Raw genomic sequence first — 23,708 nt, 5'->3', positions numbered from 1 at the left:
CGTCTGATTCCACAGAGTCTTCGTCGGTGCACATCCTCGCTGCCGTTCCCGCGATCGTTGCCGTGGAGGCAATGACATGGAACAGAAGCTGCACGATCGCCCTGGACGAACACTCCGGAACGGCCGCCTGGGGCGGTTCGGCGAGGACCAGGCCGTGGCGTGGTTGCACGAACGGGGTTTCCGGGTCCTCGAGCGGAATTGGCGGTGCGCCCGGGGCGAGATCGACATCGTCGCGTGGGATTCCTGCACACTCGCGTTCATCGAGGTGAAGACGCGATCCGGTACGACGACGGGGCATCCGTTCGAGGCGATCACGGCGACGAAGCTCACGCGGATGCGACGACTCGTGGCCGAGTGGTTCGACGCCCATCCGGAGGTGTCGGCACGCGCTATCCGCATCGACGTGGTCGCGGTCCACGTCGACGGCCCGCGGACGGCCGTGCAACACGTGGCGGGTGTGCTGTGACGGGCATCGGCCGTGCTGCGGCCGTCGCCCTGCTCGGCGTGACCGGGCGCCGGATCGAGGTCGAGGCCCACCTGACCAGCCAGCTGCCCGCCTTCAGCATCATCGGACTGCCGGACACTTCGCTCGGCGAGGCGCGCGAGCGAGTCCGTGCCGCCGCTGCGAACGCCGGGTGTCCGTTGCCGGCTCGTCGGATCACGGTGAACCTCACGCCCGCGGCGATCCCGAAACGGGGTTCCGGGTTCGACCTGGCGATCGCGATGGCCGTGCTCGCCGGCGCCGGACTCGCACCCGACGTCAGTGAGCGGATCGTCTACATCGGGGAGCTCGGTCTGGACGGTCGGGTCCGACCGGTCGCCGGAGTCATCCCGATGTTGCTCGCCGCCCGCGACGCCGGGGCCGACCGAGTCGTGCTGCCGATCGGCAACCTGCCCGAGGCCCGCGTGGTCGACGGCGTGCGCACCACCGGGGTCGACTCACTCCGTGCGGCTGCGATCGACGCCGGCGCGCTGCTGCCGCCGGTCGAGGTCGACGCGGTGCTGCCGGTGCCGGTGCCCTCGGTCCAACGCCCGGTGGCCGAACTGGCGGATGTCGTCGGGAACCCGATCGGGGTGCGCGCCGTCGTCGCCGCGGCGGCCGGTGGGCACCATGTGCTCCTGCTCGGTCCACCCGGTGCCGGCAAGACGATGCTCGCGGAGCGCCTGCCCGGGCTCCTGCCCGACCTCGACGACGCGACCGCGCTCGAGGTCGCCGCCGTCCGGTCCGTCGCCGGACTCGGGCCGGCGTCGTGGAGCACGAAGCCCCCGTGGGAGGCCCCGCACCACTCCGCGTCGGCGATCTCCCTGATCGGCGGCGGCTCCGGTGTGCTGCGACCCGGAGCAGTGTCGCGGGCGACCGGCGGCATCCTGTTCCTCGACGAAGCACCGGAGTTCCCCCGTGCGGTGCTCGACGCGCTCCGCCAGCCGCTCGAGTCCGGTCGGATCACCATCCACCGGGCTGCAGGCGCCGCCGAGTTCCCCGCGCGGTGCCAGGTCGTGCTCGCTGCCAATCCCTGCCCGTGCGGCAACGCCGGCGGAGCGCACGGCCAACCGTGTGAGTGTCCGCCGAGTGCGGTCCGGCGCTACCTCGGGCGGATGTCCGGACCGCTGCTCGACCGGATGGACATCCGGGTGCTCGTGCCCCGGGTGACGACCGGGAAGATGCGTGGTACCGACGGGAGCACGCCGACGACGGCCGAGGCCCGCGCCGGCGTCGCTGCGGCCCGCGCTCGGATGGCCGAACGCCTCCGGGACACCGGGTGGACGAAGAACGCCGAGGTCACCGGAGCCTGGCTGCGGGCGGACGGTCGGATCGAACCCGGTTCGACCACCGAGCTCGACCGGGCGCTCGACCTCGGCACCTTGACCATGCGGGGGTGGGACCGGGTGATGCGGCTCGCGTGGACCCTCGCCGACCTCGAAGCGGTCAACCGTCCGAGCAGAGCACACGTCCGGGGTGCTCTTGCCCTGCGGAGCGCGCTGTGAGCGGCGTGGGGCCCGGCCACGGCAGCGAACTGCTCGCCGCGATCCGGCGGGTCCTCGGGACTGACGGGGCGTCGGACCCGGTCCAGACCGCCGCTCGGGTCGCGTGGTCCGTGATCGTGGAGCCCGGGGACTCCGTCGCCGGTGAGCTCATGGCGGCCCTCGGGTCGGAGCGCGCCCTCGGCTCGGTCCTGCTGGCAGCCGACGGTGCGTTCGAGGATCTGCTCGACGGGTGTGTGGAGGCCGGCGTACCCGGTGCGGAGGATCCCGATGCGTTCGCCGGTGTCCTGCACACGGCCATCGACCGGTGGCGACCGCGCTTGGTCCGGTCCGACGTGGCCGACGTCGTCGCCTCGGCCGAAGCCGTCGGGGCACGACTGCTCGTGCCCGGGTCCGCTGGGTGGCCGACGGCGATCGACGACCTCGGCCCCCACGCACCACTCGTGCTCTGGACTCGCAGCGCCACGGCGGGTGTCGGCGACGGGGCACCCGCCCTGGCCGTGGTCGGGTCGCGGGCGAACACCATCGCCGGGGCCGAAGCAGCCGCCGAGATCACCTCGTCCGCCGCGGACGCCGGCTGCACGATCGTCAGCGGCGGCGCCTACGGGATCGACGCGGTCGCACACCGGGTGGCGATCGCCGCAGGGGCCCCGACGATCGCGGTCCTGGCCGGGGGGATCGACCAGCTCTACCCCGCCGGCAACGTCCAGCTGCTCCACAACGTCGCTCGGCAGGGCGCCCTGGTGGCGGAGTCGGCGCCGGGGACCCGCCCGACCCGGTGGCGTTTCCTGGCCCGGAACCGGTTGATCGCCGCCCTCGCCGATGCCGCTGTCGTCGTGGAGGCCGGTGCGCGGTCCGGTGCGCTCAACACCGCACACCACGCCGGGCAGCTCGGTCGCCCGGTGTTCGCCGTCCCGGGAGCGTTCGCGTCCTCGGCGTCGGTCGGGTGCCACCGGCTCGTGGCGCAGGGCCGGGCGCAGCTCGTCGTGCACCCGGGGGACCCGGTCGCCGCGATGCGTCCCGTGCCCCCATCCGGTGCGACCGCGGCGGCGGACGAACCCCTCGTGTCGGTCCAGCGCGATCCCGAGGTCGTCCGGGTCCTCGACGCGCTCGGCCGTCGTGCCCTGCCAGAAGCCGAGATCGCTCGACGGTCCGGGCTGTCCGGAGCGGCGGTGGCGGACGCCCTCGCGCTCGCGCAGTTGCAGGGGCTCGTGGCGCACAGCAGCGGCGGGTGGGGCCGCGCATGACGTCGGCCAGCCGTACGCTGACGACGTGGCGGACCGAGCAGAGCAGAAGGAAGACCGACTCGTGGCAGCGGTCGACTCATTCCTCGGGCACGCTCGACACGCCAGGGGACTCAGCGACCAGACGCTCCGCGCGTACGCGAACGACCTCGAGCAGTTCGTCGGGTTCGCCGCGCAACGCGGCGTCGTCGGCATCGACGGGGTCGACCTCGAACTCCTCCGTGACTGGTTGTGGGAAGCCGACCAGCGGGGGCTCGCACGGTCGACGATCGCCCGCCGGTCGTCGTCGGTGCGGGCGTTCACCCGGTGGGCGAGCGAGACCGGGGTGACCGCGACGGACGCTGGTGTGCGGCTCCGTGCACCGAAGGGCGGCTCGCACCTGCCGCGGGTGGTGTCGGCCGACCAGGTCCGTTGGTTGCTCGACGGCCTCGCGGCCCGTGCAGCGACCGACGATCCCGGTGCGCTGCGGGACCTCGCGCTCGTGGAGCTGCTGTACGCCGCGGCCATCCGGGTGAGCGAGCTCGTCGGCATCGACGTCGCCGACGTCGATCGCGGGCGGCTCACGGTCCGCGTGCTCGGGAAGGGCGGGAAGGAGCGGGTCGTGCCGTTCGGCGTCCCGGCCCGTGACGCACTCGAGGCGTGGACGTCGCGGGGGCGTCCGACCCTCGCGGCGCGGGCCGACGTACCGAGCACGGCACTGTTCCTCGGCGACCAGGGTGGCCGGCTCGGGGTGCGGAGTGCGTACCGCGTGGTGGCTCGGCTGCTCGGGGACCTTCCCGGCGAAGGGCCGAGCGGACCGCACACCTTCCGGCACACCGCGGCGACGCACCTGCTCGACGGGGGAGCGGACCTGCGGGCGGTCCAGGAACTGCTCGGGCACGCGAGCCTCGGGACGACGCAGATCTACACGCACGTGTCCTCAGCACGGCTGCGCGAGGTCTACCGGACGGCCCACCCGCGCGCCTGACGGCGCGACCGCCGGACCGGCGCCGTGCCCCGCGAGCGACCGTCGGACCGGCGCCGAGCGACCGCCGGACCGGCGCCGCGCACTCGTGCGGCTGCGCGGCGCCGGAACGTTGGAACGGCGCGACCGTGACGTCGCACGTCGAAGTTGCACGTCGCCCACCGCTCGTCGCCGACGCTCACCCCGGCCAGGCGGACTCCGGCAACAGCACGGGCCACTCGGCCGCGGGAAGGTACGGCGTCGGGTCCACGTAGCGGCCGTCGATCCGCGCGCCGAGGTGCAGACACGGGGCCGAGGCCGGGCAGTGCCCCACGGACACCAAGCCGACCGGATCACCCTGTCGGACGTCGTCCCCAGTGGCGACGAGCGGCTGCACCGAGTCGAGGGTGCTGACGAGCCCGCCGCCGTGGTCGATCGTCACGACGCTCCTGCCGCCCACCGGTCCGGCGAACGCCACCGTGCCGTCGTCGACCGCCGCCGCGGTCGTGCCGAGCGGTGCCGGGACGTCGAGCCCGCGGTGACCGGCGGCGTAGTCGTCGGACGGTGGCTCCCACCCGCGCTCGACCACCCGCGTGCCGGTCGGCCAGACCCACGGTTCGGCAGCACGAGTCGCCGCCGTGCCATACCGGTGGTCGCGCAGGTCCTCCGGCGCGGGCACGGGTGCGGGCAACGACGCGGTGGCCGTCCAGAACGCCCCGAGCATCCCGATCACCACCACCATCGCGGCGACCGGAGGGAGCCGAGTGCCGGAGCCGGGGAACAGGAGCATGCCGTCACTCTGTCCGCCACCGACCGGCCACACGACCGAGGTGAGGCGGTCCGTGGAGGGTGGGGCGGGCCTCCCGGCCTGTGGAGGGACGAAGCGACCGCAACGAACGACGTCCTCGATGTCGCACGACATCGACGGTGTCGTTCCGAGTCGAGGCGACTCCCGACCCGCCCGCGCCCCGACCGCCCCGCCCCGCGCACCGAGCGCACCCGGTTATGACCACATCCACCACGAGGAGTACAGTCGGGGCCGCTCCGGACCACGCAACGCCGCACGGACGGCGAACGAGCCGACCGCCGGGGCACCGTGCCCACAGCAGCACGGCCGGCAGAACCCAGGAGCATCGTGTCCAACACAGCCACCGGGCACGGCGAGGACCGTGCGTTCAAGGGGAAGGTCACCGCGTTCGCCATCGCAGCAGCGGTGGGCGGTTTCCTCTTCGGCTTCGACTCGTCGGTCATCAACGGCGCCGTCGAGGCCATCAAGGGCGAGTTCGGCCTGTCCGAGGCGGCGAGCGGCTTCGCCGTCGCGTCCGCGCTCATCGGCTGTGCGTTCGGCGCCTACTTCGCTGGTCGACTCGCTGACCGCTGGGGTCGCACCCGGGTGATGTTCTGGGCCGCGGTGCTGTTCCTCGTGAGCTCGATCGGCTCGGGCTTCGCGTTCGCCACGTGGGACTTCGTCCTGTGGCGCCTCGTCGGCGGCCTCGGCATCGGTACGGCCTCGGTGATCGCGCCGGCGTACATCTCCGAGGTGTCGCCGAAGGCGATCCGCGGGCGCCTGGCCTCGTTCCAGCAGCTCGCCATCACGCTCGGTATCTTCGCCGCGCTGCTCTCCGACCAGTTCTTCGCCGTCACGGCAGGCAGCGCGTCCGCCGAGGTCTTCGGCCTGCCGGCCTGGCGCTGGATGTTCCTGGTCGGCGTGATCCCGTCGGTGGTCTACGGCATCCTGGCGATCACGCTGCCGGAGTCGCCGCGCTACCTGCTCGCCAAGGGGCGGACGGAGGACGCCCGCGCGGTCATGACGAAGATCGTCCCGCGCGACACGGTGAACACGAGCCTGGAGGAGATCCAGGACGGCATCAAGAAGGAAGCCAACGAGAAGAAGGGCTCCATCCGGGGCAACCGCTTCGGCCTGCAGCCCATCGTCTGGGTCGGCATCATCCTGGCCGTCCTGCAGCAGTTCGTCGGCATCAACGTGATCTTCTACTACTCGACGACGCTCTGGCAGGCCGTCGGGTTCAAGGAGAGCGACTCCTTCCTCATCTCCACGATCACGTCGGTGGTCAACGTCGCGGTCACGTTCATCGCGATCTTCCTGGTCGACAAGGTCGGTCGGAAGCCGCTGCTCGTCACCGGTTCCGCCGGCATGTTCGTGTCGCTGGCGATGGTCGCGATCGCGTTCTCGCAGTCGACGATCGTGGACGGCAACCCGAGCCTGCCCGGCGCGTGGGGCGTCATCGCCCTCGTCTTCGCGAACCTGTTCGTCGTGTCGTTCGGTGCGACGTGGGGTCCGCTCATGTGGGTGCTGCTCGGCGAGATGTTCCCGAACCGCATCCGCGCCACGGCGCTCGGCATCGGCTCGGCCGCCAACTGGGTCGCGAACTTCATCGTCACGATCACCTTCCCGGTGCTGTCCGGCTTCAACCTGACGGTCACGTACGGCATCTACGCGCTGTTCGCGCTGATCTCGTTCTTCTTCGTCATCGCGAAGATCCCGGAGACCAAGGGTCGCTCGCTCGAGGAGATGGGCATCTCCGCCGAGGGCGACACGGTGAACGCGAAGGCGTGATCAGTCGCGTCTGAGACACCCAGAACACCGGACAGGAGGCCCGGATCACGTCAGCCGGTCGGCGCGCGTGATCCGGGCCTCCTGTCTGCTAGCATTTCTCCAGCAGTGCGCTGATGCGCGCTGACTTCGCGTGTCCACAGGGTCGTCAACGGTTCGCCGTCTCCGACCCGGCACCCGACCACCGGTCCCGCTCTCACGAGCGGGCGGTCGCGTGCCAGGACACCAGGGATCACGACCTCCGGTCGTGCTCGACACAACCGCAACAGGGGCACAGCACAGCTGCGCTCCGAGAACACAGAAGGAGGACGGCACATGGCCGTCGTCACCATCCGCCAGCTGCTCGACAGCGGCGTCCACTTCGGACACCAGACCCGTCGGTGGAACCCGAAGGTGAAGCGCTTCATCCTCGCCGAGCGCTCGGGCATCCACATCATCGACCTGCAGCAGTCGCTGGCCTTCATCGACCGCGCGTACGACTTCGTCAAGGAGACGGTCGCGCACGGTGGCACGATCCTCTTCGTGGGCACCAAGAAGCAGGCGCAGGGCTCCATCGCCGAGCAGGCGACCCGCGTCGGCCAGCCGTACGTCAACCAGCGTTGGCTCGGCGGTCTGCTCACGAACTTCCAGACGGTCTCCAAGCGCCTCGCGCGCATGAAGGAGCTCGAGGAGATCGACTTCGACGACACGACGAAGGGCTTCACCAAGAAGGAGCTCCTCATCAAGAAGCGCGAGCTGGACAAGCTCCACAAGACCCTCGGTGGTATCCGCAACCTCACGCGGACCCCGAGCGCGCTCTGGATCGTCGACACCAAGAAGGAGCACCTCGCCGTCGACGAGGCGCAGAAGCTCGGTATCCCGATCATCGGCATCCTCGACACCAACTGCGACCCCGACGAGATCACGTACCCGATCCCGGGCAACGACGACGCGATCCGCTCCGTCGGTCTCCTCACCCGCATCGTCGCCGACGCCGCGGCCGAGGGCCTGAAGACCCGCCACAACGGTGGCGACGACGAAGAGGCCGCAGAGCCCCTCGCCGAGTGGGAGCAGGAGCTCCTCGGTGGCGACGCCGCGACGCCGTCCGCCGACGCCGCTCCTGAGGGTGCGACCGTCGAGGAGAACAACGCTGACGCGCAGGTCGCCGCGAAGGAGATCGGCGAGCCGATCGCCGACGACGCGAAGAACGCGGAGCCGACGGCCGAGGCCGAGGCAGCCGCGGAGACCACCCCCGCCGAGTGACCTGTCGCAGGCGCCGGACCCGATCGGGTCCGGCGCCTGCGTCACCACTCTCCACACACGTACCGTCCAGAAAGGACAGTCAATGGCAAACTTCACCGCTGCTGACGTGAAGAAGCTCCGCGAGGACCTCGGCGCCGGCATGATGGACGCGAAGAACGCGCTCGTCGAGGCCGACGGCGACTACGACAAGGCCGTCGAGCTGCTCCGCATCAAGGGTGCGAAGGCCGTCGCCAAGCGCGACGACCGTGCCACCTCCGAGGGCGTCGTCGTCGCGAGCTCCGAGAACGGCGCCGCCACGGTCGTCGAGCTCGCGAGCGAGACCGACTTCGTCGCGAAGAACGAGAAGTTCACGACGCTGGCCGACAAGGTGCTCGGGGCCGTCGCGGCCGCCGGTGCAGCTGACGTCGCCGCCGCGAACGCCGCCCCCGTCGACGGCAAGACCGTCCTCGAGGTCGTCAACGAGTCGGCCGCCGCACTGGGCGAGAAGCTCGAGGTCCGCACGGTCCGCCGTGTCGAGGGCTCGGCCTTCGAGATCTACCTGCACAAGACCAGCCAGGACCTGCCGCCGCAGATCGCCGTCGTCATCGCGTACGAGGGTGACAACGCTGCCGAGGCCCGCTCGATCGCCCAGCACGTCGCGTTCGCGAACCCGACGTACCTGACCCGCGACGAGGTCCCGGCCGACGAGATCGCCAAGGAGCGTGCGACCGTCGAGGCGATCACGCGCGAGGAGGGCAAGCCCGAGGCTGCGCTCCCGAAGATCGTCGAGGGTCGGGTGAACGCCTACATCAAGCAGGTGTCGCTCCTCGACCAGGACTACGCGAAGGACAACAAGATCTCCGTCGCGAAGGCCGCCGAGAACGCCGGCATCACGATCCAGGGCTTCGCCCGCGTCAAGGTCGGCGCGTAACGAACCCGTGACGGGGTCAGGAACCAACCAGGTTCCTGGCCCCGTTTTTCGCGCCTCCGGGCGCGACACACACGCGACACATCCGCGAGTACATTTCCACGAGACCACGACGAAGGGTGCGATCAGATGACCGACGAGAAGACCGGACGACGCCGCGTACTGCTGAAGCTGTCGGGAGAGGCCTTCGGGGCCGGATCGCTCGGCGTGAACCCCGACGTGATCGGGGCCATCGCCAAGGAGATCGCCGTCGCCGCGCGCGAGGTCGAGATCGCGATCGTCGTCGGCGGGGGCAACTTCTTCCGCGGCGCCGAGCTCTCGCAGCGCGGGATGGACCGCGGCCGTGCCGACTACATGGGCATGCTCGGCACCGTGATGAACGCGCTGGCGCTGCAGGACTTCCTCGAGCAGGCCGGGGCCGCCACGCGCGTGCAGTCGGCCATCGCGATGACCCAGGTCGCCGAGCCGTACATCCCGCGGCGCGCCGAGCGGCACCTCGAGAAGGCCCGCGTCGTCATCTTCGGCGCCGGCGCCGGTCTGCCGTACTTCTCAACCGACACGGTGGCCGCGCAGCGAGCACTCGAGATCAAGGCCGACGAGGTCCTCGTCGCGAAGAACGGTGTCGACGGCGTGTACACGGCGGACCCGAAGAAGGACGCCACGGCCGAGAAGCTGCACCACGTGACCTACCAGGACGCGCTCCTGAAGGGTCTGAAGGTCGTCGACGCCACCGCGTTCTCGCTCTGCATGGACAACGGCATGCCGATGCACGTCTTCGGCATGGAGGGCGACGGCAACGTCCAGGCCGCCATCCGTGGCGAGCGCATCGGCACCGTGGTCAGCAACTGACCCGCACCGCTGACTAGACTCGACGCCAGTACCGAAGGAGTAACACCGTGATCAGTGATGTCCTGACCGAAGCCACCGAGAAGATGGCGAAGGCTGTCGAGGTCGCCAAGGACGACTTCTCGACCGTCCGCACCGGCCGCATCAACGCGGCGCTCTTCCAGAAGATCCCGGTCGAGTACTACGGCACGCCGACGCCGCTCGCGCAGCTCGCGTCGCTGCAGACGCCCGAGGCCCGCACGCTCATCGTGACGCCGTACGACAAGACGGCGCTCAAGGAGATCGAGCGCGCCATCGCGACGTTCCCGAACCTCGGCGCCAGCCCGACGAACGACGGCGACATCGTCCGCGTGACGATCCCGGAGCTCACCAAGGACCGCCGCAAGGAGTTCGTCAAGCTCGTGCGGACGAAGGGCGAGGACCACAAGGTCGTCATCCGGAACATCCGCCGCAAGGCCAAGGACGACCTCGACGCGCTCAAGGGTGAGATCTCGGACGACGAGATCTCGCGCGGCGACAAGGACCTCGAGGCCCTGACGAAGAAGCACGTCGACCAGATCGACGAGTCGCTGAAGAAGAAGGAAGCCGAACTCCTCGAGGTCTGATGCGCCGCCCGGACCAGGGCGGTGAACGCCCCACAGCAGAGCACGGACCCGACCACACCGGGCCCGTGAAGAGGGGGCTCCGCCAGGACTTCGATGCGCGTGCCCGAGCGGCCCGCACCGACTTCGAGGCGCAGCTCCGGCAGCGCAAGGCCGACTTCGGTGCGCGCAACGAGGCCCTGACGGCGCGCACCGGGCGCAACCTGCCGGCGGCGATCGGCATCGCGCTCGCGTTCGCCGTCGTCATGCTCGGCACGCTCCTCATCTGGCCACCGTCGTTCATGGTCGTGGCGGCGTTCCTGCTCGGCGTGGGCGTCTACGAGCTCACGAGCGCCATGCGCTTCGCGGGCCGGGACGTCCCGCGGATCCCGAGCGTCGCCGTCGCGATCGCGATCGTGCCGGCGGCGTTCCTGCTCGGGCAGGTCGCGGCACTCTTCACACTGCTCGGTGGCATCGTCCTGATCAGCCTCTGGCGTCTGATCGAGGTCGCGCTCTCGCGGCAGAAGCCGTCGGCCGGCGACGTGTTCCGCGACGTCACGAACGGCCTGTTCGTGCAGGCGTACATCTCGCTGCTCGGCGCCTGTGTCGTCCTGCTCTCCGCGCAGTCAGAGGGCAACCTGTGGGTGATCGGCTTCATCCTGGTCGTCGTCGCTGTCGACACCGGTGCCTACGCCACCGGGTTGAACCTCGGCAAGCACCCGATGGCGCCGCGGATCAGCCCGAAGAAGACGTGGGAGGGCTTCGCCGGATCGGTCGCCGCGAGCATCATCGTCGGCATCCTGGTCGCCTGGCTCATGCTCGGCCTGCCGTGGTGGACCGGCGTCGTGCTCGGCGTGCTGATCTCCGGGTCCGCGACCCTGGGCGACCTCACCGAGTCGATGATCAAGCGCGACCTCGGCATCAAGGACATCTCGTCCTTCCTGCCCGGGCACGGCGGACTGCTCGACCGCATCGACAGCATCCTGCCGTCGGCTGCCGTCGCCTACGTGCTGTACCTGATCGTCAACCACTGACCGACCTCGATCGACCTCGTCGGCCCACCCTGAGCGCCGCCCTCAGCGCGTCCAGGTTGTGCCACGGGTCGGGACTGGCAGAATGACGCCGTGGCCACCACCTTCCCGACCGCAGCCCGCTCCGCCCTCGGATACGACATCGACGAAGTCGAGCGTTTCCTCGAGGACGCCCGTCGTGCGTACTCCGCCGACGACAGCGCCCCCGGCATCGAGGCTGCGAAGATCCGCGCCACCGCGTTCTCGATGCGCAAGGGCGGCTACTCCACCTCGCACGTCGACGCAGCGCTGGAGCGCCTCGAGGACGCCTTCGCGGCCCGGGAGCGCGAGCGGGAGATCGGCGACGCCGGACAGAAGGCCTGGTACGCCGAGGCCCGCACGAAGGCCTCCGACGTCGTGGCCCGCCTCGAGCGCCCGGACGGACAGCGGTTCAACCGGGTGAGCGTGCTCGGCACCGGCTACCACCCGAAGGACGTCGACGCGTTCGCGGCCCGCCTCGGTGGCTACTTCCGCGAGGGCAAGCCGCTGAGCCTCACCGAGGTGCGGTCGATCGTGTTCCGCCCGAAGCACGGCGGCTACCGCGAGGGCCAGGTGGACGCGCTGCTCGACGCCGTCGTCGAGGTCATGCTCGCCGTCCGCTGACGACGCGCTGCACCCAGGTGCTTCGCTTTCCGTGATCGTTCCGTTACCCTGGTCCTACTCATGGGCAGGCACACGGCAGACCACAGCTCCGACCGCGATCCCCGCGAGCACCTCAGCCTCCAGGCTTCGGGTGAGCGCCGCGCGGCACTGAACCGAACCCGTACGGCGGACACCTCGGTGCTCCAGGCGAACCCGCAGGTCCTGCCGGAGACCGGTCCCGTCGCGACGCCGAAGTCCGTCGCAGCGAACCGCGTGTCCGACGAACGCATCGCCGCGTTCGCGCACGAGGCCCCCGCGGCCCGGGTGGACACGCGCGCCGCCAAGCAGCGCACCGCGACGGCGCAGCAGCCGAGCCGTGGCGCAGCCGCCGCGGTCAACGCCTTCGCACGGAAGCGTTCCTCGGTTCCGGCGTTCTCGTTCGTCGGGGTCTTCCTCTTCGTCGGGGCGTCGCTCTTCAACCCGCTCCAGGCCGACGTCGCGCAGGCCGCGGTCGACACCCCGGTGCTCGTGAAGACGCCGCAGGCCCCGCAGCAGTACACCGCGCACGGCACCTACGGCGACGCCGCTGCCGACCGTGACGGCTACGGCGTGACCGTGCCGGCGCCCAAGGTCGTCAAGCCCGTCGTCGAGGAAGAAGCCGACGACGCCACCACCGACGAGACGACCGACGCCGCCGCGACCGAGACCGAGACCGTCTCCGCCGCGAACACGCTGGCCGCCGTCGCCGCGACGCCCGACGCGGGCAGCGCACAGGCCATCGCCCTGCAGCTCGTCACGGCCCGGGGTTGGGGCACCGACCAGTACAACTGCCTCGTCTCGCTGTGGAACAAGGAGTCCGGCTGGCGGGTGAACGCCTACAACCCCAGCGGTGCGTACGGCATCCCGCAGGCGCTCCCGGGCAGCAAGATGGCGACCGCCGGTGCCGACTGGCAGACGAACCCCGCGACGCAGATCACGTGGGGTCTCAACTACATCGCCGGTGTCTACGGCACGCCCTGCGGCGCCTGGGGCCACAGCCAGGCGAACAACTGGTACTGATCGGCAGTTGGGGTGCCGCGCAGCAACCGGCCGCGGCGTCCCCGTGGTCGCGACGTCGAGCCTGACGAGGACACCGGCCTCGATCGGATGATGAGCTCGTGGAAGCGCACCGAGGTGCGCCGCGGGCGGGAGTACCTCGTCCAGCCCGTCTCCGCGGCCTCGGCGCAGAAGGAGTACGTCTGCCCCGGCTGCGGCGGTACGGTCCTGCCCGGCACCGCACACGTGGTGGTCTGGCGTTCCGACGGGGTCCTCGGCGACGCTGCCGACCTGGCATCACGCCGACACTGGCACAACCACTGCTGGAGCATTGCATGAGCGAGCACACCGAGCCCGACGGCGAGATCCGCTCCGCCACGCAGCTGCCCGCTCGCCGCACCGACGTCGAGCTCGTCACCGACGACCACCTCACCCTGGTCGGGGAGCTCGCCGAACCGGAGTCGCGCTCGGCACGGGGCACCGTCGTGACCCTGCACCCACTGCCGACCGCGCACGGCTTCATGGACTCGCACGTGCTCAAGAAGGCCGCGGCGCGTCTGCCGGCCCTGGCGGACATCGCGGTCCTGCGCTTCAACTTCCGGTCGGTGACGTCACCACGCGGCACGTCCGAGGGTGTGTTCGGCGAGGGTGTCTCCGAGGGCTTCGACCTGCGCGCCGCCGTCGCCGCGGTGGTCGACCGTGGCCTGCCGACGCCGTGGTTGGTCGGGTGGTCCTTCGGCACCGAGGTGATCCTCAAGCACGCGCTGGAACACGTCGAGGCCGGCACCGTGGCGGGCGTGGTCCTGCTCTCGCCGCCACTGCACCGCACCACGGAGGACGAGCTCGCGCGCTGGGCAGCCGTGGACGTCCCGGTGGTGGCCCTGGTGCCCGAGCACGACGACTTCCTGCAGCCCGACGAAGCGATCGCCCGGTTCGCCGTCGCCCCGAACGTCCGGGTCGTCCCGATCGAGGGCGCGAAGCACCTGTGGGTGGGGGAGCGCTACGTCCGGATCGTCCTCGACGCCGTCGCCGACCTCGTCGTGCCGGGCAGCGCGCCGCTGCCGACGCACTGGCCGGTCTGACGGCACTCGCCGGTCCGACGCACGGTGCGTGCCCACCTCGGTGCGGTGGGCCGACCGGGAGGCGCGACCCGCGCCTCCCGGTCGGCTCGCGTCAGCGTTCGGTCGCGTCCACTGCGTCGTCGGCCGCTCCGGGCGCGGTACCGGGTGCGGTCCCGAGCAGGCCGGTCGCGTGCGTGAGCACGCCGCGCAGGTTCTCCAGGTAGCCCGCCACGGCTTCGCGCTCGGTGCGGATCGCCGACAGTCGGTCCTCGGCCTCGGCGGTGATGGCAGCCGTGCGCTCCTCGGCATCGGAGACCATCCGGTGCACGCGGTCCTGGGCATCGGCGACGATGGTGCGGGCGTGCTCCTGCGCGTCGGCGGTGCTGGTGCGCTCGAGGTCGTCGGCTTCCTGCTGGAGCCGCTCGGCTCGCTCGCGGGCCTCGGTGGCACGGCGCGTGGCCTCGGCGAGCTGCAGGTTCGCCTCGTCGAGGTACTTCTGCGTCTCGGTGACGGTCTCGTGGTGCTTCTGCAGGTAGTCCTGCTCGGCGTCGTCCCGGCGTGAGGCGAGCTCGGACTCGAGCGTCGTGCGGGCCTCGTCACGCTCGCGGGCGACCTCGGCACGGGCCTCGTCACGTTCCTTCGCCAGGTCCGCGCGGGCGGTGTCGATCTCCTGACGGAGGGCGGTGCGCTCGGACTCGAGGGTGTCGAGTTCGGCGGAGCGACGGTCGGCGATCTCGGTGTCGACCTCGGCGTGCTCGCGCTCGCGGCGGGCGGCGAGCGCGTTCTCGTGCTCGCGGTCCGCGCGTTCGGCGGCGGCGTCGGCCTCGGCGCGCTCCCGCTCGATGCGGGTGTCGTGCTCCTCGAGCTCGCGTGCGATGCGGTCGGCGGTCTCCTGCACGAGCCGCTCGTTCTCGACGCGCGTCTGTTCCTCGTCGACGCGCAGCTGCGCACGCGACGCCTCGGCCTCCTGTGCCAGGGCGGTGCGCGCCGAGGCGAGCTCCCGGTCCCACTCGGCACGGGCTGCAGCGAGTTCCTCGTCCACGACCCGGCGGCGGTCGGCGAACTCGCCGTCGATCTCGGCGCGACGTCGGTCGACCTCGGCCTGCAGCTCGGAGCGGCCGGTCTCGATCGCCAGGGCGTGCGCCTGCTGCTGCTCGTCGCGCTCGCGGTGCCACGCAGCACGCCCCTCGGCGACCTCGCGTTCGAGTGCCTGACGGCGGGTGGACTCCTCGTGGTCGAGGTCCTCGACCCGGCGGGCGTGGTCGGCCTCGAACACCGAGCGGCGGTGCTCGGTCTCGCGGTCGAGGTCGGCCGCGGCGGTGCGGGAGTCGGCCGACTCGCGCTGGGCGATCTCGCGCAGCTCGGCGACCTCGTGCTCGACCTGGGCGCGCAGGGCGTTCGTCTCACGGATGGCGACGGAGCGGACCTCTGCGGCCTCGGTCACCGCGGCACCCCGGATGGCCGCGGCCTCGTTGCGGGCGTCCTGGGTCAGCAGGCCGGCTTCGGCACGGGCACGCTCGACGGTGTCGGCGGCCTCGGCACGAGCACGGGTGAGTTCGTTGGTGGAGCGGGTGCGCGCGTCCTCGAGGGTGTCGCGGGCTTCTTCCTGTGCCTCGCGCACGGTGCGGTCGGCCTCGGCCCGGCTCGACGCCCGCAGGCGCTGTGCGTCGATGTCCGCCTGGCTGATGAGACGGGTGGACTGCTCCTCCGCCACGCGCAGGGTCGACTCGAGACGTGTGCCCAGGCCGCTGTAGGTGGGGGTGCCGGCCTCGTCGAGTTCGCCCTGGAGCTCGGAGACGCGGGACTGCAGGAGACGGATCTCCTTCGCGGCGTCGGCACGGTCGGTGTTCGACTTGATGAGCTCACGGCGCAGGTCGTTCAGTGAGCGGTCGACGTCGTCGCGGCGGTACCCGCGCAGCTCGGTCCCGAACTCTGCCTCGTCGTTCGCCACGTGTCGCTCCTGGGTGCTCGGCGGAGGGCCCGATCCGGCCCGCGGTCGATTGTAGTGGTGGCCCGACGGGGTCGTCTGAGTCCGACGACAGCCCGGATGGATGCGCTGCTCAGCCATGCTCGCTATCCTGAGTCGCTGATTCGCGCGCCGACATCCCCACCCCGGCGCGGTAGGGAGAGTGTTCGTGCGATTCGTCCTGGCGATCGTCAGTTTCGTCATCGGCCTGCTGCTCGTCGCGTTGGCGGTCGGACAGCGGACCGTGTTCGCTCCGCCGTCCTCGCTCGTCGCGGACAGCTCGACCAGCAGCTCCGTTCCGGTCACCGTGATCCCCGGGTCGACGCTCAACGCGAACCCCGGCTACCAGCGCATCAACGTGTCCGGCTCCGGCAAGGTCTTCGCGGCGTACGGCAAGACGGCCGACGTCGACGCGTGGGTCGGTGACGCCGAGCACACCACGCTCCGGTTCGACGCCGAGAGCGCGAAGCTGGTGGGCAAGACCACCGGCTCCGAGGCGTCCGTCCCGTCGCCGAAGGGCAGTGACCTCTGGTACCAGGAGTACGACGGCTCCGGGCAGTTCACGGTCCGCCTGCCGCAGGACGTCTCGGTCCTCATCGTCAGCGACGGCACCGCCGCGGCGCCGAGCGACGTCTCGGTCACCTGGCCGAAGGACACCGCGACGCCGTCCGTCGGGCCCCTGCTGGTCGCCGGTGGCGTCTTCGCACTCGGCGGCATCGTGCTGTTGATCCTGGCGTTCCTGCACCAGCGCCGCGGTCGTGGGCCGCGTCGTCGCAGCGGTGGCACCCGACCGCCGCGCGTACGGGCCTCGCGTCGCGCCGCCGCCGCCGGCGCACAGGTCCCGACCCGGGGCCGCCGCGGATCGCGCGCGTTCATCGCGGTCCCCGTGGTGCTCGTCGGCACGCTCGCCCTGGCCGGCTGCTCCTCCGACTACTGGCCGCAGGGCGGGGACCCCTCGCTCGCGACCCCGACCCCCACGGCCAGCGCGACCGGCGCAGCGGAGACCACCGAGCCCACGGCGGCGACCAAGCAGCAGATCACCCGGGTCGTCGAGCGGATCGCCACGGTGGCGAAGCAGTCCGACGGCGCCCGCGACCGTGACCTGGCGAAGACCCGCTTCACCGGTGCCGCGCTCGACCTGCGCCTGGCGAACTACTCCATCCGCGGCAAGGACTCCGACGCCAAGGCACCGCCGGCGATCTCGGCCGGTCAGGTGTGCGTCGCGTTGCCCCAGCAGACCGACACGTGGCCGCGCACCGTCTTCGTGATCGTCGCCGAGGACTGCGACGCCAAGTCGGCACCGCAGGCCCTGACGCTCGTGCAGGACACCGCGCGCGACCCGTACAAGGTCGCCTACGACGTCTCGCTCGAGGCCGACGCCAAGATCCCGAGCCTCGCGCCGACGTCGATCGGCGCGGCGCTCCTGGCTCCGCAGTCGAAGCTCCTCGCGATCGCCCCGGACCAGGTCGCGACCGCCTACGGCGACATCCTGTCCAAGGACTCGAAGAGCGAGTACGCCGACCTGTTCGCCACCGAGGGTGACGGCCTCCGCACCACCATCGGCAAGGCGTACAAGGACAAGAAGGCGAAGTCCCTGCCGGACACGGCGAAGATCGAGTACTCGTCCGAGGCCCCGGAGGACTCCGCCGTCGCGATCGCGACCGACGACGCCGGCGCGCTCGTCTCCGCCGACCTCAACGAGATCGAGAAGGTGACCCCGACCGCCTCCGGCGCCGAGGTCAACACCGAGGGTGCCGTCAAGGCACTGTCCGGGGTCGACACGAGCAAGAAGGGCATCAGCGCCACGTATGGCGTCCAGCTGCTCTTCTACGTGCCGCCGGTCGCCTCGGATGACAAAGTGGTCCTGCTCGGGTTCACGCAGGGCCTGACCGCAGCGAGTGAGGTGCAATGAGCAACATCCCCCCGACCCCGTCCGGGCTCCGCGGAGCCGTGGACCTGTCGTCCCTCGTCGACCGCGCACAGCGGCCGCCCCAGCCGCCCGCCGGTGCTCCGGCGCAGGCGGGAAGCCCGACCGGTGCAGCAGCGCCGGGCACCGAGACCGGCGGTGACCTGACCGTCCCGTCGCTCGTGCTCGACGTCACCGACGACACATTCCAGGACGTCCTGGAGCTGTCGTCCGTGGTGCCGGTCATCGTCGACATCTGGGCCGAGTGGTGCGGGCCGTGCAAGCAGCTCTCGCCGATCCTCGAGCAGCTGACCGCCGAGTACGGCGGGCGCGTGCTGCTCGCCAAGGTGGACGCCGACACGAACCCGCAGCTCGTGCAGGCGTTCCAGGCGCAGTCGATCCCGACCGTGGCCGCGCTGATCGGCGGACGCCCGCTCGGGCTCTTCGTCGGCGCGCTGCCCGAGGCGCAGGTCCGCGACGTCTACGAGCAGGTGCTCCAGGCAGCCGAGCAGAACGGCGTCTCCGGTCGCGTCACCGTGGACGGTGCCGCCGCGCCGGACGACACCGCCGAGCAGGGTGAGCCGGAGCCGGAAGCACTGCCGCCGCACCACCAGGCTGCGTACGACGCGATCGAGCAGGGCGACTACGCCACGGCGATCACCGAGTACAAGACCGCGATCCTGCAGGACCCGCACGACCAGATGGCCGTCGCGGGGCTCGCGCAGGTGTCGCTCCTGGACCGGTTGAACGGCCACACCGCGGACGACATCCGTGCCGCCGCCGGTGCGGGTCCGCAGGACGTCCAGGCGCAGCTCGCGGTCGCCGATCTCGACATCTCCGGTGGCCACGTCGAGGACGCCTTCGGGCGCCTGCTCGACCTGGTGCCGACGGTGTTCGGCGAGGACCGTGAGGCGCTGCGTGTCCGCCTGGTCGAGTACTTCGAGCTCATCGGGACCGACGACCCGCGCGTGGTCGCGGCCCGCCGTCGCCTGGCGAGCGCCCTGTACTAGCGGTCCGCAACCGACGAACGGGAGGCCCGGTGCCAGCTGGCACCGGGCCTCCCGTCCGTCTGCGGCCGCGTCCAGGACGCGGGCCACAGCTAGCGCTCGAGCTTGAGCCAGACGGCCCCGAGCGGCGGCACCACGAGGTGCGCCGACGCGGGTCGGCCAGCCCACGGGGTGTCCTCGGCGGTGACGACTCCGAGGTTGCCGACACCGGAGCCGCCGTACTCCGCGGCGTCGGTGTTGAGCACCTCGTGCCACTCGCCGGCGCTCGGCAGGCCGAACCGACGCTCCACGGGCACGCCCGAGAAGTTCACGAACACCGCCAGCCGGTCGTCGCCGTCCTTGCGCAGGAACCCGAGCGTCGAGTGGGGTGCGTCGCCGCCCTCGATCCACTCGAAGCCGTCGGCCGTGCTGTCGTGCGTCCAGAGCGCGGGCGTGTCCTTGTAGACCCGGTTCAGGGCGGCGACGAGGTCCTGCACGCCGCGGTGCCCGGGCTGGTCGAGGAGCCACCAGTCGAGCCCCTTCGCCTCGGACCACTCTGCGGGCTGGGCGAACTCCTGCCCCATGAAGAGCAGCTGCTTGCCGGGGTGCGCCCACATGAACGCCAGGTAGGCCCGGACGTTCGCGAGCTTCTGCCACTCGTCGCCGGGCATCTTGCCGTAGAGGGAACCCTTGCCGTGCACGACCTCGTCGTGGCTGATCGGCAGGGTGAACTGCTCACTGAAGGCGTAGACGAGCGAGAACGTGATCTCGTCGTGGTGGTAGCTGCGGTACGCGGGGTCGCGCTGCACGTACTCGAGTGAATCGTGCATCCAGCCCATGTTCCACTTCTGGCCGAACCCGAGACCACCGGCGCTGGTCGGCTGGGTCACGCCGGGCCACGAGGTGCTCTCCTCGGCGATCATCACGATGCCCGGGTAGCGCTTGTAGGCGGTGGCGTTCGTCTCCTGCAGGAACGCGACGGCGTCGAGGTTCTCGCGGCCGCCGTGGATGTTCGGCAGCCAGTCGGTGCGGGAGTAGTCGAGGTACAGGATCGAGGCGACGGCGTCGACGCGCAGCCCGTCGATGTGGAACTCCTCGAGCCAGTACAGGGCGTTGGCGACCAGGAAGTTCCGGACCTGCGGCTGCCCGAAGTCGAACACGTAGGTGCCCCAGTCGAGCTGCTCGCCGCGGCGGGGGTCCGGGTGCTCGAACAGCGCGTGGCCGTCGAAGCGTCCGAGTGCCCACTCGTCCTTCGGGAAGTGTCCGGGGACCCAGTCCATGATCACGCCGATGCCGGCCGAGTGCAGCCGGTCGATCAGGTACCGCAGGTCGTCGGGGGAGCCGTACCGCGCGGTCGGCGCGTAGTACCCGGTGACCTGGTAGCCCCACGAGCCGCCGAACGGGTGCTCGGCGAGCGGCAGGAACTCCACGTGCGTGAAGCCCGTGTACTCCATGTGGCCGATGAGCTGATCGGCGACCTCGCGGTACGACAAGCCCGGGCGCCACGAGCCGAGGTGCACCTCGTAGACGCTCATCGGCTGGTCGTGCGTGGTGGTCTCGGCGCGGCGCTCCATCCAGGCACGATCGCCCTCGGACCACGTGTAGCTCGACTCGGTGATGACCGAGGCGGTGGCCGGGGCGATCTCGGCCTCGCGGGCGAACGGGTCCGCGCGCTCGACCCAGCCGGAGTCGGTGAGGATCTGGAACTTGTACCGCTGTCCGGCGACGGCTCCGGGCCAGAACAGCTCCCAGACGCCGAGGTCGCTCAGGCGGCGCATCGCGGTGGTGCGGCCTTCCCAGCCCTCGAAGTCGCCGATCACGCGCACGGCGGTCGCTCGGGGTGCCCACACGGAGAACGCGACGCCGTCGACGCCGTCGATCGTGCGGACGTGCGCGCCGAGGTGGTGCCAGAGCTGCTCGTCGCGGCCCTCACCGAACAGGTGCAGGTCGAGCTCGCCGAGCGTCGGGGCGAACCGGTACGCGTCGTCGGTCGTCCAGGTGGCGTCGTCGTCTTCCGATGACTCGTCGAAGTCGTAGTCGGCCTCGACCCGGTAGCGCCCGAGCTCCTCGGCGGTGGCACCGGCCCAGAGACCGTCGCCCTCGTGGGTCAGCTCGACGTCGTCGCCGTCGAGCCGGACGAGCCGGACCGCCTGCGCCAGGTGGCGCACCACGCGGACGCTCGTGCCACCGTCGACGGCGTGCGGGCCGAGGACGTCGTGGGGCTGGGACCAGCGGCCCTCGGCGACCTGTTGGCGCAGCCACTGCTCGACCGGAGCCGGGCGCGGGCCCGTGCTGTCGGCGGTGGCGGGCTCGGGAGCCGGCGGCGTCGGGAGGGCGGTCGACGGTGCAACGGTGGACGGGCCTCCGGTCGGAGTGCTCGAGGACGCGACGGCGTCGACGGACGGTACCCGCGGGTGCGTCGCGTCGGCGGGGTGCCCCGCCAGGGTGGCGGACTCGGCGACCCCGCGGTCGGGCGCCTCACGCGGTGCAGCGGGAGCGCCGGGCAGGTCCTCGTCGGGGGCGGAGACCCGCGGCTCGTAGCGCGGCTCCGGCTTCGCGTCGGACGGTGTCTGCGCGGGCACAGGCGGCGGCGGGGGCGGGACCGGCGGTACGGCGGGGCCGCGGCGCGACGGCGGGGTCGGCTGGGGTGCGGTCGGGTCGTTCGTCATCGGTGCAGTCCTTCCACGACGAGCAGGTGCACGGGTTCCTGGAAGGCGTCCAGGCGGACGTAGTTCGACGCGCCCCAGACCCAGCGCTGCCCGGTCACGACGTCACGGACGTCGAACCGGCTGTCGGCCGGCAGGCCGAGCGCAGCGAGGTCCAGGTGCACGGTGGTCTCACGCGCCGAGTGCGGGTCGACGTTCGCGACGACGATCACGGTGTCGGCGTGCCCGGAGCGGATGAACTCGCCGGACAGGTGCTTCGAGTACACGACGGTCGCCGGGTCGTCGGCGGCGTGCACGTGCAGGTTCCGCAGCTGGCGGAGCGCGGGGTGCGCGGCACGGAGCCGGTTGAGCATCGTCACGTACGGGGCGAGCGACGCGCCCTCGGCCTCAGCCAGGGCGAAGTCACGCGGCTTGTACTCGTACTTCTCGTTGTCGATGTTCTCTTCCGAGCCGGGTCGGGCGACGTCCTCGAACAGCTCGTACCCGGAGTACATGCCCCACGTTGGGGCGCCCGTCGCAGCGAGCGCGGCACGCACCTTGTAGCCGGCGCGGCCGCCGAACTGCAGGTACTCGGTGAGGATGTCCGGCGTGTTCACGAACAGGTTCGGGCGCAGGTAGTCGCTCGTCTCGTGTGACAGCTCCTCGAAGTAGGACTCGATCTCTTCCTTCGTGTTCCGCCACGTGAAGTACGAGTACGACTGCTGGAACCCGACCTCGGCCAGTGCGCGCATCATCGCCGGCCGGGTGAACGCCTCGGCCAGGAACACGGTGTCCGGGTGCTCGTCGCGGACTTCGCGGATGACACGCTCCCAGAACCAGAGCGGCTTGGTGTGCGGGTTGTCGACCCGGAAGATCCGGATGCCGAAGTCGATCCAGTGCCGCAGGACGCGCAAGACCTCGGCGACCAGGCCCTCGGGGTCGGAGTCGAACTGGATCGGGTAGATGTCCTGGTAGCGCTTCGGCGGGTTCTCGGCCGTGGCGATCGAGCCGTCGGCGCGCTGCGTGAACCAGTTCGGGTGCTCGGTGACCCAGGGGTGGTCGGGGGAGCACTGCAGCGCGAAGTCGAGCGCCACTTCCATGCCGGTGTTCTTGGCGGTCTCGACGAAGTCGCGGAAGTCGTCTTCCGACCCGAGGTCGGGGTGGATCGCGTCGTGCCCGCCCTCGGGGGAGCCGATCGCCCACGGGCTGCCGGGGTCGTGCGGCCCCGGGGTGAGCGTGTTGTTCGGGCCCTTGCGCGCGGTCGTGCCGACCGGGTGGATCGGCGGCAGGTAGACGACGTCGAAGCCCATCCGGGCGACGGCGGGCAGACGGCGAGCCGAAGTCCGGAAGTCGCCGCTCTTCCACGAGCCGTCCGGGTTCTTCTTCGCGCCTTCGCTGCGGGGGAAGAACTCGTACCAGGCACCGACGCCGGCACGGGTGCGTTCGACGTCGAGCAGCTGCGTCGGGGAGTGCGTCCGGAGCGAGGTGAGCGGGGCTTCCTCGACCTCGGCCACGATGCGCGGGTCGTCGACGGCGGCCAGGCGCTCGGCCGGGTCGAGGTCGGTGTCGCGCACCTTCGCTGCCGCACGGGTGGCGGCGGGGGAGTCGGTCTCGTCGGCGAGCCGGTCGAGCAGCAGGGCGCCGTCGAGGAGCGTCGCCTCGGTGTCCACCCCGGCCGCGATCTTCAGCCGTGCAGCGTGCAGCCACGTGGCCCAGTCGTCGGAGTAGGACTCGACGTGCCAGGTCCAGACGCCGACGTGGTCGACCTGGACGGTCGCCTCGTACCGGTCGGTCCCGGGCGCGCCGAGGGCCAGGGGGACGGTCCTGGTGCCCCCGTCCGGGCGTTCGAGGACGAGGTCGGCGCCGATGATGCCGTGTCCTTCTCGGAAGACGGTCGCACCGAACGTGATCACCTCGCCGTCGAACGCCTTGCCGGGGAACCCGTTCGGCGTCCTCGGGGCGAGTTCGGTGATCGGGATGCGCCCGATCTTCGGTCGGCGGGGTCGGTCTGCGGTGGCCACGGAGCCGACGCTACCCGGCGAGCGCCTCCGCGTTCCCCGGAATCCGCCCGCTGTGGACGGTCGGGCGCGCCGTGGGCCTGTGGAGGAACCGGACGGGAGGCCCGTGGCGGGGCCG

At 71.3% G+C, this 23,708-nt stretch carries 20 protein-coding genes; 16 read left to right on the top strand and 4 right to left on the bottom strand.

The genetic code is table 11. The features are described 5' to 3' along the window. Positions 1 to 76: 76 nt before the first annotated feature. From ACIPV1_RS04850 to ACIPV1_RS04835, 4 genes are read left to right on the top strand one after another with little or no spacing between them, the layout of a single operon-like run. Positions 77 to 466, top strand: coding sequence for a YraN family protein (locus ACIPV1_RS04850; RefSeq protein WP_123294793.1), 390 nt, complete (start codon positions 77 to 79; stop codon positions 464 to 466). Next, positions 463 to 1,986, top strand: a complete 1,524-nt coding sequence (locus ACIPV1_RS04845; protein ID WP_402725852.1) for a YifB family Mg chelatase-like AAA ATPase — start codon at positions 463 to 465, stop codon at positions 1,984 to 1,986. The genes ACIPV1_RS04850 and ACIPV1_RS04845 overlap by 4 nt, the downstream gene beginning before the upstream one ends. Then, on the top strand, positions 1,983 to 3,230 hold the full coding sequence (gene dprA, locus ACIPV1_RS04840; protein WP_402725851.1) for a DNA-processing protein DprA: 1,248 nt from the start codon (positions 1,983 to 1,985) through the stop codon (positions 3,228 to 3,230). Before ACIPV1_RS04845 ends, dprA begins: the two co-directional genes overlap by 4 nt. A gap of 25 nt (positions 3,231 to 3,255) precedes the next feature. Beyond that, a complete protein-coding gene (locus ACIPV1_RS04835; RefSeq protein WP_402725850.1) occupies positions 3,256 to 4,194 on the top strand; it encodes a tyrosine recombinase XerC in 939 nt (312 codons plus the stop codon). A gap of 175 nt (positions 4,195 to 4,369) precedes the next feature. On the opposite strand, the gene ACIPV1_RS04830 is transcribed toward ACIPV1_RS04835, so the two are convergent. After that, positions 4,370 to 4,960: a M23 family metallopeptidase gene (locus ACIPV1_RS04830; protein ID WP_402725849.1), complete on the bottom strand. Its 591-nt coding sequence runs from the start codon at positions 4,958 to 4,960 to the stop codon at positions 4,370 to 4,372. Positions 4,961 to 5,305: 345 nt separating this feature from the next. On the opposite strand from ACIPV1_RS04830, the gene ACIPV1_RS04825 reads away from it, so the two are divergent. The 10 genes from ACIPV1_RS04825 (at position 5,306) to ACIPV1_RS04780 (ending at position 14,090) form a co-directional block, all read left to right on the top strand. Continuing rightward, positions 5,306 to 6,748, top strand: coding sequence for a sugar porter family MFS transporter (locus ACIPV1_RS04825; RefSeq protein ID WP_402725848.1), 1,443 nt, complete (start codon positions 5,306 to 5,308; stop codon positions 6,746 to 6,748). A gap of 312 nt (positions 6,749 to 7,060) precedes the next feature. After that, complete coding sequence (gene rpsB, locus ACIPV1_RS04820; RefSeq protein WP_111086086.1) at positions 7,061 to 7,987, top strand: 30S ribosomal protein S2; 927 nt, start codon at positions 7,061 to 7,063, stop codon at positions 7,985 to 7,987. An 82-nt stretch (positions 7,988 to 8,069) separates the two neighbouring features. After that, positions 8,070 to 8,897: a translation elongation factor Ts gene (tsf, locus tag ACIPV1_RS04815; protein ID WP_111086087.1), complete on the top strand. Its 828-nt coding sequence runs from the start codon at positions 8,070 to 8,072 to the stop codon at positions 8,895 to 8,897. Between the two features lie 126 nt (positions 8,898 to 9,023). After that, positions 9,024 to 9,743 carry a UMP kinase gene (gene pyrH / locus ACIPV1_RS04810; protein WP_402725847.1) on the top strand — a complete coding sequence of 240 codons (720 nt, stop codon included), beginning with the start codon at positions 9,024 to 9,026 and terminating at the stop codon, positions 9,741 to 9,743. Between the two features lie 47 nt (positions 9,744 to 9,790). Beyond that, positions 9,791 to 10,345, top strand: a complete 555-nt coding sequence (gene frr / locus ACIPV1_RS04805; protein ID WP_111086089.1) for a ribosome recycling factor — start codon at positions 9,791 to 9,793, stop codon at positions 10,343 to 10,345. Between the two features lie 65 nt (positions 10,346 to 10,410). Then, positions 10,411 to 11,355: a phosphatidate cytidylyltransferase gene (locus tag ACIPV1_RS04800; protein ID WP_402725846.1), complete on the top strand. Its 945-nt coding sequence runs from the start codon at positions 10,411 to 10,413 to the stop codon at positions 11,353 to 11,355. A gap of 90 nt (positions 11,356 to 11,445) precedes the next feature. After that, a complete protein-coding gene (locus tag ACIPV1_RS04795; protein ID WP_402725845.1) occupies positions 11,446 to 11,994 on the top strand; it encodes a DivIVA domain-containing protein in 549 nt (182 codons plus the stop codon). A 60-nt stretch (positions 11,995 to 12,054) separates the two neighbouring features. Continuing rightward, complete coding sequence (locus tag ACIPV1_RS04790) at positions 12,055 to 13,032, top strand: transglycosylase SLT domain-containing protein (RefSeq protein ID WP_402725844.1); 978 nt, start codon at positions 12,055 to 12,057, stop codon at positions 13,030 to 13,032. 12 nt (positions 13,033 to 13,044) lie between these two features. Beyond that, the gene (locus ACIPV1_RS04785) at positions 13,045 to 13,347 is read left to right on the top strand and encodes a hypothetical protein (protein WP_402725843.1); all 303 of its coding nucleotides are present in this window, start codon (positions 13,045 to 13,047) and stop codon (positions 13,345 to 13,347) included. Beyond that, positions 13,344 to 14,090, top strand: coding sequence for an alpha/beta hydrolase (locus ACIPV1_RS04780; protein WP_402725842.1), 747 nt, complete (start codon positions 13,344 to 13,346; stop codon positions 14,088 to 14,090). Before ACIPV1_RS04785 ends, ACIPV1_RS04780 begins: the two co-directional genes overlap by 4 nt. 91 nt (positions 14,091 to 14,181) lie before the next feature. Here the strand turns inward: ACIPV1_RS04780 and ACIPV1_RS04775 are convergent, their stop codons facing one another. Then, entirely contained in the window at positions 14,182 to 16,020 is a 1,839-nt protein-coding gene (locus ACIPV1_RS04775; protein WP_402725841.1) for a hypothetical protein, read from the bottom strand. Positions 16,021 to 16,204: 184 nt separating this feature from the next. Between ACIPV1_RS04775 and ACIPV1_RS04770 the strand changes: the two genes are divergently transcribed. Beyond that, positions 16,205 to 17,947: a hypothetical protein gene (locus ACIPV1_RS04770; RefSeq protein WP_402725840.1), complete on the top strand. Its 1,743-nt coding sequence runs from the start codon at positions 16,205 to 16,207 to the stop codon at positions 17,945 to 17,947. After that, positions 17,944 to 18,951: a tetratricopeptide repeat protein gene (locus ACIPV1_RS04765; protein WP_402725839.1), complete on the top strand. Its 1,008-nt coding sequence runs from the start codon at positions 17,944 to 17,946 to the stop codon at positions 18,949 to 18,951. Before ACIPV1_RS04770 ends, ACIPV1_RS04765 begins: the two co-directional genes overlap by 4 nt. Positions 18,952 to 19,040: 89 nt before the next feature. Here ACIPV1_RS04765 and glgB read toward each other — a convergent pair whose 3' ends face one another. Both glgB and ACIPV1_RS04755 read right to left on the bottom strand, forming a co-directional pair. Continuing rightward, complete coding sequence (glgB, locus tag ACIPV1_RS04760; protein WP_402725838.1) at positions 19,041 to 21,596, bottom strand: 1,4-alpha-glucan branching protein GlgB; 2,556 nt, start codon at positions 21,594 to 21,596, stop codon at positions 19,041 to 19,043. Further along, positions 21,593 to 23,593, bottom strand: a complete 2,001-nt coding sequence (locus ACIPV1_RS04755) for a maltotransferase domain-containing protein (protein ID WP_402725837.1) — start codon at positions 23,591 to 23,593, stop codon at positions 21,593 to 21,595. The genes glgB and ACIPV1_RS04755 overlap by 4 nt, the downstream gene beginning before the upstream one ends. Between the last annotated feature and the right edge of the window lie 115 nt (positions 23,594 to 23,708).

It is taken from the genome of Curtobacterium sp. NPDC089991 (assembly GCF_044748425.1).
GTDB lineage: Bacteria > Actinomycetota > Actinomycetes > Actinomycetales > Microbacteriaceae > Curtobacterium.
Note: the sequence above shows the minus strand (reverse complement) of the source record. Positions and strands in the feature narration are given on the sequence as shown.

Bases quoted from the DNA above. Each gene is read 5' to 3' on its own strand.
- ACIPV1_RS04850 (WP_123294793.1), top strand. From the start codon at position 77: ATGGAACAGAAGCTGCACGATCGCCCTGGACGAACACTCCGGAACGGC.
- ACIPV1_RS04830 (WP_402725849.1), bottom strand. From the start codon at position 4,960: ATGCTCCTGTTCCCCGGCTCCGGCACTCGGCTCCCTCCGGTCGCCGCG.
- rpsB (WP_111086086.1), top strand. From the start codon at position 7,061: ATGGCCGTCGTCACCATCCGCCAGCTGCTCGACAGCGGCGTCCACTTC.
- tsf (WP_111086087.1), top strand. From the start codon at position 8,070: ATGGCAAACTTCACCGCTGCTGACGTGAAGAAGCTCCGCGAGGACCTC.
- pyrH (WP_402725847.1), top strand. From the start codon at position 9,024: ATGACCGACGAGAAGACCGGACGACGCCGCGTACTGCTGAAGCTGTCG.
- ACIPV1_RS04790 (WP_402725844.1), top strand. From the start codon at position 12,055: ATGGGCAGGCACACGGCAGACCACAGCTCCGACCGCGATCCCCGCGAG.
- ACIPV1_RS04780 (WP_402725842.1), top strand. From the start codon at position 13,344: ATGAGCGAGCACACCGAGCCCGACGGCGAGATCCGCTCCGCCACGCAG.
- ACIPV1_RS04765 (WP_402725839.1), top strand. From the start codon at position 17,944: ATGAGCAACATCCCCCCGACCCCGTCCGGGCTCCGCGGAGCCGTGGAC.
- glgB (WP_402725838.1), bottom strand. From the start codon at position 21,596: ATGACGAACGACCCGACCGCACCCCAGCCGACCCCGCCGTCGCGCCGC.